The sequence below is a fragment of the Streptomyces sp. I05A-00742 genome (assembly GCF_013055795.1).
Taxonomy (GTDB): domain Bacteria; phylum Actinomycetota; class Actinomycetes; order Streptomycetales; family Streptomycetaceae; genus Streptomyces.
Window position 1 is genome coordinate 22888 of the sequence record NZ_JABETO010000053.1, and the last position, 10393, is coordinate 33280.

General features: G+C 71.8%; 11 protein-coding genes, 1 tRNA gene and 1 pseudogene. 7 read left to right on the top strand and 6 right to left on the bottom strand.

The window, feature by feature from the left end; translation table 11 throughout:
• Positions 1-51 precede the first annotated feature (51 nt).
• Positions 52-1599: an APC family permease gene (locus HN013_RS29615; protein WP_171171678.1), complete on the top strand. Its 1548-nt coding sequence runs from the start codon at positions 52-54 to the stop codon at positions 1597-1599.
• Between the two features lie 401 nt (positions 1600-2000).
• Here the strand turns inward: HN013_RS29615 and HN013_RS29620 are convergent, their stop codons facing one another.
• Complete coding sequence (locus HN013_RS29620; RefSeq protein WP_171171680.1) at positions 2001-2318, bottom strand: hypothetical protein; 318 nt, start codon at positions 2316-2318, stop codon at positions 2001-2003.
• A gap of 101 nt (positions 2319-2419) precedes the next feature.
• Between HN013_RS29620 and HN013_RS29625 the strand changes: the two genes are divergently transcribed.
• Complete coding sequence (locus HN013_RS29625; protein ID WP_171171682.1) at positions 2420-2920, top strand: DUF2867 domain-containing protein; 501 nt, start codon at positions 2420-2422, stop codon at positions 2918-2920.
• Here HN013_RS29625 and HN013_RS33480 read toward each other — a convergent pair.
• Both HN013_RS33480 and HN013_RS33485 read right to left on the bottom strand, forming a co-directional pair.
• Positions 2860-3087, bottom strand: coding sequence for a hypothetical protein (locus HN013_RS33480; RefSeq protein WP_249375581.1), 228 nt, complete (start codon positions 3085-3087; stop codon positions 2860-2862). The two genes, HN013_RS29625 and HN013_RS33480, sit on opposite strands and share 61 nt — an antisense overlap.
• A gap of 198 nt (positions 3088-3285) precedes the next feature.
• Positions 3286-3825, bottom strand: a complete 540-nt coding sequence (locus HN013_RS33485) for a pentapeptide repeat-containing protein (protein WP_171171684.1) — start codon at positions 3823-3825, stop codon at positions 3286-3288.
• Between the two features lie 323 nt (positions 3826-4148).
• On the opposite strand from HN013_RS33485, the pseudogene HN013_RS29640 reads away from it, so the two are divergent.
• Positions 4149-4289, top strand: a pseudogene (locus HN013_RS29640) (IS5/IS1182 family transposase); the annotation flags it as partial.
• A 78-nt stretch (positions 4290-4367) separates the two neighbouring features.
• Here HN013_RS29640 and HN013_RS29645 read toward each other — a convergent pair.
• Positions 4368-4455: transfer RNA gene (locus tag HN013_RS29645), tRNA-Leu, on the bottom strand.
• 266 nt (positions 4456-4721) lie between these two features.
• Between HN013_RS29645 and HN013_RS29650 the strand changes: the two genes are divergently transcribed.
• The 3 genes from HN013_RS29650 to HN013_RS29660 all read left to right on the top strand — a co-directional run bounded on the left by HN013_RS29650 (position 4722) and on the right by HN013_RS29660 (position 7483).
• Positions 4722-6038, top strand: a complete 1317-nt coding sequence (locus HN013_RS29650) for a M20/M25/M40 family metallo-hydrolase (protein WP_171171686.1) — start codon at positions 4722-4724, stop codon at positions 6036-6038.
• A 151-nt stretch (positions 6039-6189) separates the two neighbouring features.
• Positions 6190-6423: a chaplin gene (locus tag HN013_RS29655; protein WP_171171688.1), complete on the top strand. Its 234-nt coding sequence runs from the start codon at positions 6190-6192 to the stop codon at positions 6421-6423.
• 157 nt (positions 6424-6580) lie between these two features.
• Positions 6581-7483, top strand: coding sequence for a chaplin (locus HN013_RS29660; protein ID WP_171171690.1), 903 nt, complete (start codon positions 6581-6583; stop codon positions 7481-7483).
• 57 nt (positions 7484-7540) lie between these two features.
• On the opposite strand, the gene HN013_RS29665 is transcribed toward HN013_RS29660, so the two are convergent.
• Positions 7541-7729 carry a DUF5703 family protein gene (locus HN013_RS29665; RefSeq protein ID WP_078588254.1) on the bottom strand — a complete coding sequence of 63 codons (189 nt, stop codon included), beginning with the start codon at positions 7727-7729 and terminating at the stop codon, positions 7541-7543.
• Between the two features lie 47 nt (positions 7730-7776).
• On the opposite strand from HN013_RS29665, the gene HN013_RS29670 reads away from it, so the two are divergent.
• Complete coding sequence (locus HN013_RS29670) at positions 7777-8568, top strand: hypothetical protein (RefSeq protein ID WP_171171692.1); 792 nt, start codon at positions 7777-7779, stop codon at positions 8566-8568.
• Positions 8569-8637: 69 nt separating this feature from the next.
• On the opposite strand, the gene HN013_RS29675 is transcribed toward HN013_RS29670, so the two are convergent.
• The coding region (locus HN013_RS29675; protein ID WP_171171693.1) for a helix-hairpin-helix domain-containing protein at positions 8638-10393 on the bottom strand (1756 nt) is incomplete at its 5' end.

Genomic DNA, 10393 nt, shown 5'->3' on the forward strand with positions numbered 1-10393 from the left:
CACACCGAACGACCCACCGAACGACCGACCCACAGTAAGGACGGCCCCCGCATGCCAACGGGCAGTACGACAACAGGCGAGATCAGCACCTTCAAGGGGCAGGAGCGACGCCTGCGCGCCGACCGCATCGGTCTGGCCGGCCTCCTGATGTCCGTGGTCGCCGCCAGCGCGCCGCTGATGGTGACCACCGGCGGCATGCCCGTCACCTTCGGCGTGCTGGGCGTCGTCGGGTCGCCGCTGCTGTACGTCATCCTCGGCCTGATCCTGCTGCTGTTCAGCTTCGGCTACGCCGAGATGAGCCGCCATGTGCACAACGCCGGCGCCTTCACCGCGTACATCGCCCGCGGCCTCGGCGGCACGGCCGGCGCCGCGTCCTCCATCGTCGCCCTGGTCTCGTACAGCGCCATGCAGTGCTGCATCTACGGCCTCTTCGGGTTCGAGCTCTCCAACCTGCTCGAACGCCATCTGGACCTGACCGTCGCCTGGTGGATACCCGCCCTCGCCGCCGTCGTGATCGTCGGCGCGCTCGGCTGGCTGAAGATCGACCTGAACGTCAAGGTCCTCGGCGTCCTGCTGCTCATCGAGGTCGTCATGGTCCTCGTCTTCGACATCGCCGGCCTCGGCTCGCCCGGCCCCGAGGGCGTCTCGATGCGGGCCTTCCACCCCGACACCCTCTCCGGCGCCGGCCTCGGCACCGCCTTCTGCGGCACCATCGCCTCCTTCGTCGGCTTCGAACAGGCCGCCGTCTACTCCGAGGAGACCAGCCGCCCGCAGGTCGTCGTCGCCCGGGTCACCTACCTCGCCGTCGGGTTCATCGCCGTCTTCTTCGCGATCAGCGCCTGGGCCCTGACCGTCGCCGCCGGCCCCTCGCAGATCCACGAACTCTCCCTCAAGGAGGGCCCGAACCTCCTCTTCGGACTCACCGAGGACCGGCTCGGCAGCGGCTTCACCGACGTCATGCACCTCTTCTACGTCACCGGCATGTTCGCCGCGATGCTCAGCTTCCACAACGTCGTCGCCCGCTACGCCTTCGCCATGGGCCGCGAGGGCCTGTTGCCCGCCTCCGTCGGCCGCACCTCCCGCACCAGCGGTGCCCCCGCCCACGGCTCCCTGCTCCAGAGCATCGTCGCCCTGTTCGTCGTCATCGTCTTCGCCGCCACCGACGACAAGCCGACCGGCGACCCCACCGCACCCGTCCTCCGGCTCTCCAACTGGCTCGGCAACGTGTGCGCCCTCGGCGTCACCGTCCTGATGATCGCCGCCTCCGCCGGCGTCATCGTCTTCTTCGTCCGCCGCGGCGCCGCCCGCGCCCAGGCCTGGCGCCTCGTCGCCTCCGCCGTCGCAGGACTCGCCCTCACCGTGATCGCCGTCATCACCGTCCGCGACTTCGACGCCCTCGTCGGCTCCGGACCCGACTCCCCCCTCCGCTGGCTCCTCCCCGGCATCGTCCTCCTCGCCCTCGTCGCCGGCCTCGTCCTCGGCGCCGTCCTCAAGTCCGTCCGCCCCGAGGTCCACGCCCGCATCGGCCTGGGCAACGAGGCCTTCCAACTGGAGAAGGCGGCCGAGAGCGCTGGTAACGAGCCCGCCGGGCGGGCCTGAGACCCCGCCGGGCGGCGCGGGCCGGTCACCCGCGCCGCCCGGCCGGTCAGCCGGCGCGTCCCGCCGCCCAACGGTAGTTGTGATTCTCGGTCTGCCAGGGAGCGGCGGGTCAGGCGGAGGGTGCCGCGGAATCCGCGTTACGGAGCCGTACGACGCGGACCGGAGGGCGTGCCCCGGCTGCCGCGGATCGGACCGGGGAAGCCGCGGCACGAGCCGTACCGGCGGGGAGAGGCGGCGCCATTTCGCCGCCGCGGACAACTGGGTGCCGACGCGTTTCACGGCCCGGCCGGCGCGTTCGAAGAATGCGACTCCGTCGTCCGGTGCGCATACGACCGGGGTGTTGTTCCCCCGGATGAGCGGGCCGATGACGTCGGCCGTCCACCGCGTCACCCGACAGGATCTCAGATCCGCCGACATCCGCCGACAGCAGAAGCCCTTCCGCGATGGCGCGGCTTCTCGGCCGCCGGCGCCCGCTCCTTCTCCTCGATGATTTCGGGCAGGTCGGCCCCGACCCACTCCAGGGAGGAGGGCAGGCCGAGGCGGTAGCGCCGGGTGCCGAAGCCCGCCGCGAGGTTGATCACCCCGGGTGCGGCCGTCACCCGGCCGCGCTCCCCGGCCGGCGCGGCCGCGCAGGGATCACTGAACAGCCGGTCCCGGCGGCTGGTGTCCGAGACATTGCCGACAACCGGTTTTCCGCTCACCTGGGCGGGCCCGTTCATGGAAACTGAGAGGTTTCAACTGCCTTTCCTCCTGGGGAGTTTGTGAGCGATCCATTACTCTGCCGTATCGTCTGCGTCCGTCAGCCGAAGGAGTACGCGCCATGACCGTTCCGCGTGCGCGTCGCGTCGAAGTTCCGCAATCCCTCAGGAAAACCGAGGAATTCACCGGCCCCCACTACGCCTCGGCCTACGCGATACCGGTCGGCGACGCCCGCTCCCGGACACCGGAGGAGTGGGCGCGGTCGGCGATCGAGGAGGCCCCGGCCGCGCTGCGCTTCTTCCTGCGCTTCGGCTGGGCCAAGGTCCTGGGGCTGCGCATGGGACCGAGGTCCGGGTCCGCCGAGCACGTCCTCGGGTGGCGCATCACCGGGTCCGCGCCCGACTCACTGACCATGGACGGGCATTCGGGCCTGTTCTCCGCCTACAACGTGGTGCTCACCCAGGACTCGACGCTGATGTGGGCCACCGCCCAGCACTTCAAGGGGCGCGGAGCCGGCCTGCTGTGGGGGCTGGCCCGGCCGGTGCACCAGATCGCGGTGCCCTACTTGCTCCGGCGCTCCTGCAAGGTGCGGTTGCGCGCCGCCGGCCGGGCGTCGGGGTAGCCCCGCGGCCCCGAGGGTCCCGCCTCTACGGTGCCCCGGCCGGAGCCGGCCGGGGCACCGTAGAGGTTGCCGAAGCGGTCGAAGGTGCCGAGGTGGCGCTCCGCCGGCAGGCCCAGGGCGCCGCGCCAGTTCTTCAGGAAGATCCGGTTGGGCTGGTTGGTGACCACTATCGGGGTCGGCGGTCTCCAGCCGTAATCGTCACTCGGTATCGGCTATTCGTCGCCCCTCGCATTCACTCTCACATGCGCGTAGCAGCCGAATTGCATACTCATGCTCCTCGGGAGTCTTCCCCAGGGATGCCCGGTGCCAAATACCAAGCTCTCTCGCAGGATGCGAATGACCGCGCTCCGCAGCCAGGTACGCTCTCAACCCGTAAGTGAAGGGCTGCCCAGATACGGGAAGCCGGTCCAAGATTCTTCCCAAGCCTCGGGCAAGGAGACGCCGTCGAGATCAATACCGCGGAACTCGACGTCGCGCAGCATCGCATCGGAGAAGTCGACCTTCTGCGTGACGTGACCCTGCAACTCCCTCCCGGTAAGAGAGTCACCCGAGAACACAACCTTGCGCAGAGCCCCGGAGAACGAACAGTCCACGAAGTCGGCCCCTCGGAAATCCATCGCCCCCATTTTGACCCGGGAAAATGCACACCGCTTGAACGAGGCATCGACACAGCTTGCACCGAAGAGCGTGACGCGCGAAAAATCAACATCTTCATATACGCTGTAGTGAACACCCAGCGGAAGGCTCAGCTGCGCGCCGCGGAGGCTTGCCCCGGCGAACGAGCAGCCGACAAATTCGGTCGCCCGGGCCTCCAGGTCATCGAAATTCGCCTTATCGAATACGCAGTTGACCACCCGGGCCCCCACGAGCCGGATCCCCGGAGCTTCGGCTTCGGAGAAGTCCACGTCCGACAGGGTCGCACCGGGCAGTACATCGATACCCGCCCCTCGACCGCTCTCTTCGTCTCCGAGCCGAATACTCCTCAGGTCGAGGCGCCCAGCAACGCCGAGTGGTGACAGGCCATGCAGATCAGTACCTCGGTCGACAGCGCTTCCACTCCGCCGGGCCCGGGGTGCCGATCACTCATCGTCAGCTTTCCCGATCTGTTCGGGGAGCTTCCTCGCGCAGTCGTTGTACGTCATCGGCTGACAGACGGTGACCGCCGCTGCAAACTCCCGCCGCGCCGGCGCGCCCTGCGCGAAGCCGATCCCGACTGCGTTCTGCCCGGTGGAGCTCGCCCGCACCGCCAGGACGTGCCCACGGCCTGACCGCCACCCGCACCCACCGGATCATCCGGATCCGCGAGCGCCAGGGTGTCCCTGTACTGACCGGCCGCGCCCACCTGGGCGCCGGCCCATGGACGATGACGACACCCTCCGGGTGCACGCGAAGGCTCACCAGCACCCACCAAAAACAGAAAAACCCCAGATGAACTGGGGTTTCCCGCTGGTGTCCGAGGGGGGACTTGAACCCCCACGCCCGATAAAGGGCACTAGCACCTCAAGCTAGCGCGTCTGCCATTCCGCCACCCGGACCAGGTGTCTGTCTCCGCTGGGTGATCCCCGCGGCGACATGGAAAACAATACCAGGTTCCGGACGGTGGTCGATCACGTGAGCAGGGTGGCCGCGGGGGCCGCCCCAGGGGCGGGGGACCGCTGCGACCAGCGGCTTCTCGGGAAGTGTCGGGAGTGTGTCGGCAGGAAAAGGGCCTTGGGCGGGGGCGGTGGCGGGTGCAGGATGGCGGTGGAACCATGCCGGGCCCGTGCGAGAGGGGCCGGGTGGCGAACCATGAGGAGGCAGCGTGAGCGCGGGACAGACAACGGGTGCCGAGAGCGAGGTCGTGGATCTCTGCCGCGACCTGATCCGGATCGACACGAGCAACTACGGCGACCACTCCGGGCCGGGGGAGCGCGCCGCCGCCGAGTACGTGGCGGAAAAGCTGGCCGAGGTGGGGCTGGAGCCGAAGATCTTTGAGTCGCACCCGGGGCGGGCCTCCACCGTCGCGCGGATCGAGGGGGAGGACCCGTCGCGGCCGGCGCTGCTGATCCACGGGCACACCGACGTCGTCCCGGCCGACGCCGCGGACTGGACCCACCACCCGTTCGCCGGCGAGATCGCCGACGGGTGCCTGTGGGGGCGCGGGGCCGTGGACATGAAGGACATGGACGCGATGACCCTCGCGGTCGTCCGCGACCGGATGCGGACCGGGCGCAAGCCGCCGCGGGACGTGGTGCTGGCCTTCCTCGCGGACGAGGAGGCGGGTGGGACGTACGGGGCCCGGTACCTGGTGGACAAGCACCCCGGGCTCTTCGAGGGCGTCACCGAGGCGATCAGTGAGGTCGGCGGCTTCTCCTTCACGGTCAACGAGAACCTGCGGCTGTATCTGATCGAGACGGCCCAGAAGGGCATGCACTGGATGCGGCTGACCGTGGAGGGCACCGCGGGCCACGGCTCCATGACCAACACGGACAACGCGATCACCGAGCTGTGCGAGGCGGTCGGCCGGCTGGGGCGGCACCAGTTCCCGGTGCGGGTGACCAAGACCGTGCGGTCGTTCCTGGACGAGCTCTCCGACGCGCTGGGCACGCCGCTGGACCCCGAGGACATGGAGGCGACCCTCGCCAAGCTGGGCGGCATCGCGAAGATCATCGGGGCGACGCTGCGGAACACGGCCGCGCCGACGATGCTGGGCGCCGGCTACAAGGTCAACGTCATCCCCGGGCAGGCGACGGCGCATGTCGACGGCCGGTTCCTGCCGGGGTACGAGGAGGAGTTCCTCGCGGACCTCGACCGGATCCTCGGGCCGCGGGTCAAGCGCGAGGACGTGCACGCGGACAAGGCCCTGGAGACGGGCTTCGACGGGGACCTCGTCGCGGCCATGCAGACGGCTCTGCAAGCCGAGGACCCGATCGCCCGGGCCGTGCCGTACATGCTCTCCGGCGGCACCGACGCCAAGTCCTTCGACGACCTGGGCATCCGCGGCTTCGGCTTCGCCCCGCTCAAGCTGCCGCCCGAGCTGGACTTCGCGGGGATGTTCCACGGGGTGGACGAGCGGGTGCCCGTGGATGGTCTGACTTTCGGTGCGCGGGTGCTCGACCGCTTCCTGGATGAGTGCTGAGAGTTTCTGAATAGGCGTCAGATTGTGCGTAGTTGGCGACTTTTTAGCCGGAAAGAGTGAACAGGCTCAAGGTTACGTAGCCCGATTCCCCCCGTGTCGTTACAGGGTGTGCGGTCCGCGGCTGGGATCGCATTCCAACAAGGAGGAATCCATGCTCAAGAAGGTCGTCGCCACTGCGGCTGCCACCGGTGGTCTCGTGCTCGCGGGCGCGGGGCTGGCCGCCGCCAGCAGCGGCGCTCAGGGCGCCGCTGTGAACAGCCCCGGCGTCGTCTCGGGCAACGTCGTCCAGGTTCCGGTCCAGGTGGCTGCCAACATCTGCGGCAACACGGTCAACGTCGTCGGGCTGCTCAACCCCGCGACCGGCAACATCTGCGTCAACAAGTGACGCTGCCCCTCACCGGGTGAGGGATGGAGAACCGGGCGGCTCCGGAGTGCGCGCCATGCGCCCCGGGGCCGCCGGGCTTTCGACCCGGACACCGCGTGCGGGCACCTCGTCCGCGCGCCTTCCGCATGGCAAGCAGCAGTAGCAGAGGGGCAAAGCAATGCGACAGGTCGCCAAAAAGGGCCTGCTCACCGTAGCGGCGGCAGGCAGCGTGCTCGCCGTGACCGGTGGCTACGCGTACGCGGACTCGGGCGCCCAGGGCGCCGCCACCCGTTCCCCGGGTGTCGCGTCCGGAAACACCGTCCAGGTGCCGGTGCACGTGCCGGTGAACGTCTGCGGCAACACCGTGAACGTCGTCGGGGCGCTCAACCCCGCCTCGGGCAACACCTGTGTCAACGGCGGCCACGGCGGTCACGGCGGTCACGGTTCCAAGGGGCACGGGCACGGGGGCGGCCACGGTCAGGGCCACCACGGTCAGGCCGGTCACCACCACGGCGGCGGCTCCGCGGCGCACGGCGCGGCCGTCGGTTCGCCCGGCGTGGCCTCCGGCAACGTCGTCCAGGCGCCGGTGAGCGTGCCGGTGAACGCCTGCGGCAACAGCGTGGACGTCGTCGGCATCGGCAACCCCACCTTTGGGAACACCTGCGTCAACGGTGGCCACCACCACCCGCAGGGTCCGGACCACGGCAAGCCGCACCACCCGGGCAAGCCGCACCACCCCGGGAAGCCGGCTCCGCACGAGCCCTCGCACCACAAGCCGCCGGCCGACAAGCCCCACGGACACAAGCCGTCCGAGGACTGCCCGCCCGCCGGTCACCACACCCCGCCCGCCGAGCACTCGGTCCACAAGCCGGGGCACGTCGTCCCCGGCCCGGTCACCCCGGCCGGTGCGGTGAAGGGCTGGCACCGGCCCGCCCAGGCGGCCGAGGCGATCGAGGAGAAGGACAACGAGCTCGCGCACACCGGCGCGGGTGAGCTGGGCATGGCCGGCGCGGCGAGCGCGGGCCTGCTGGTCGGCGGCGCCGTGCTCTACCGCCGGGCGCGCGCCGGACAGCAGAGCTGATCCAGCGCCGACAGGCCGACGGAGCGGGTCCCGGTCACGGGGCCCGCTCCCGTCGTTTCACCAGGTCGCACGCAGCTGGCGGATGATCCTGCGGCGCAGCCGCACTCGTCGGCTGCCGTCGGGGAAGAGGCGCAGTCGGTCCAACTCCCAGTGTCCGTACTCGGCGTGGTCGGTCAGCAGTCGTGTGGCCGCGCCCCGGGACACCCCTCGTGGCACATACACATCACAGAATTCGTATTCCGGCATCGCATCTATTGTGCGGGAACAGCCTCGGTACGGATAGCGTCTGCACTATGTCTGATGCTGCGCAGCCAACCGCTGCCGAGGTACGGGCCGCCGCCGAGGCGGTCAAAGCCGCTCTGGACCGCCACCTCGACGCCGTCGAACGCCGGTCGGGGGAGGACGACCCGGCCGTCTACGCCGCGTTCAACGAGTTGGCCGCGGCAGCCGAGTCCTACGACGAGCTGCTGTACGACGCCTACGACGAGGTCACCCCCTTCGAGATTCCGGGCGACGACTCCCTGCCGGCCTACGCGGGTCCGGACGAGCCCAGCGCGCTGAGCGTGCTGATCCGCCGGGACTACGCGGTGGCCGAGCCGCAACGGCTGCTCTCCCAGGCCCAGCGCGTCGCGGACCTGGATCCCGACGTCCCCGACCTGGCGCCGGGGTCGAACCGGCCCGGGGGCAGCGCGGGAATCGTGGGCGGCAGCGTGCACGCGGCCCTGGGTGTGCTCTTCGGCGAGTACGAACCGGATGAAATCGCCTCCCGGCACAAGGAGTTCGGCCTGGAGGAGGGCGACTCCACGCTGTGGGTGGCGGCCCTCGACGACCTGGCCGAGCCGGGGGAGTGGCTGTCGGCCCCCTTCGACCAGGCCGATCCGCAGCGGGTCGTCTGCCGGTTCGACGTCAGTGCCGTATTCGACGAGGAGCTCGACGACCTCGACGACGACGGGATGCTCGGCGCGGCCCTGGACGACGAGGTCGAGGAAGTCGAGGACGTCGAGGACGCCGAGGAGGTCGACGACGTCCTCGACGCGGTACCGGCGGACGAGCCGGAAGCGGGGGCGCCGGGCGCGGCACGCTGACCCGGGCCCCTCCACCATCGGCGACCACCGGCCTCCGGCGACTCCCACGTCACCGGAGGCCGGCGGCGGTCACCCGGCGGGCGGCGTCTGCGCCTTCAGCAGCGTCCGCAGCCGGGTGGTCCGCTCCTTCGCCGGCACCTCCGCCACGGCCCGCGCCAGGTCCTGGCCCGCTCCGTGCACGACGGACAGGTGGCGCTCGCCGCGGCCGAACGCCGTGTAGACCCAGGACCTGGTCAGGGTGGCGCCCGCGTCGCCGGGCAGCACCACCACGGCGGCCGGCCGGCGGGTACCGGCCGCCTGGTGGGCGGTGACGGCCCAGCCGTGCCGGACCTCGTCGGCCACCCGGCCGGGCGGTACGACGACCGGGGAGCCCGAGCAGTCGAGCCGCAGCCCGTCCGCGTCCCCGGAGACCACGGTGCCGGGGACCATCCGGCCCGGGCCGGGGACGTACGCGACCCGGTCGCCGGGGTCGAACCCGCCGAACCGGCCCGGCCCCGGGTTCAGCCGCTGCTTGAGCGCCGCGTTGAGGGCACGGGTGCCGGCGGGGCCGCCGTGGCCGGGCGTGATGACCTGGGTGTCCTCCGGGGGGACGCCGATCGCGCGCGGTACGGAGTCCGCGACGAGCTGCACCGTGCGGTGGACGGCCTCGCCCGCGTCCCGCACCGGGATGATCACGACCTCCTTGCCGGGGGCGTCCACCTGGCCGAGCTCGCCGGCGCCGATACCGGAGACCAGCTCGCCCAGGGGGCCCGGGTCGGGGGTGCGGGAGACGACCACCGGGCAGGCGCGCGCCGCCAGGACGTCGGCGAACACCCGCCCCGGGCCGGCCGACCACAGGACGGCCGGGTCTCCGCCGAGGACCAGCCGGGCGCCGTCCGGCAGCGACTCCACCAGCGCGGCGGCGGCCTCGACGTCCAGCTGCGGCGCGTCCAGCACCACGAGCACGTCGACGGCGAGCGCCCCCTCGGCGTCCCGCTCGGGCCCTTCCCGGCCGGAGAGCAGCCCGGAGACGGTGACCGCCTCCTCGTCCCCCGCCGCGGCCAGGCGCCGGCGGCCGTCCTCGGTGAACGCGGCGGCGACCGCCCGCAGTCCCAGCGAACGGGCCGCCGCGACGACCGCGGCGGGCTCGGCGCGGGCCGCCTCGCCGCCGCTGTGCGCGACCAGGCCCGAGGCGGCCACGGCGCGGACGAGTTCGGCGGCCGAGGGCGAAGGGGCCGCCGCGGCCGCGCCCTCCCAGTCGAGGTCCTGTGCGGGGAGCGTGCCGAGCAGCCGCGCGAGCCCGTCGGCCAGGCTCTCCTCGGCCATCGCGTACCGGTCCAGGCCCAGCAGGAGCCGGACCGGCACCTCCTCGGCCTCCTCGCCGGCTTCCTGGGCGGGGCTCTCCGGGGCCCGCAGGGGCTCCTGGAAGACGAGCACCGTGCCCTCGGCGATCGCGTCGTGGAGCGCCGCCTCCGGGTCCGGCACGGCGCGCCGGGCGAGCTCCTCGCGCAGGGCCGTGGACTCCAGCACCGTGTGCCCGGCGAGCGCGGCGCGCTCCAGCAGCCAGCCGACCAGGGCCCGGGCCCGCCGTTCGTCCCCCGGCCCGCAGCCGTCGCCCAGCAGTGCGCGGGCGAACCCGTCCGCCTGCTCGGGCCGCACCCCCCGGACGCCCAGCAGCAGCCAGGGGTCCTCGCGCAGCTCCTCCGCCGCCTGCTCGCCGAGCGCGCCCACCACGCCCCCGGCCAGCTGCTCGGGCGCCCCGCCCGCCGCCAGCACCTGCCGCACCCCGGCCAGCACCCCCTCGTCCACGACCGCCCCGGCGGCCGGCCGGTCGGCGACCGGCGCC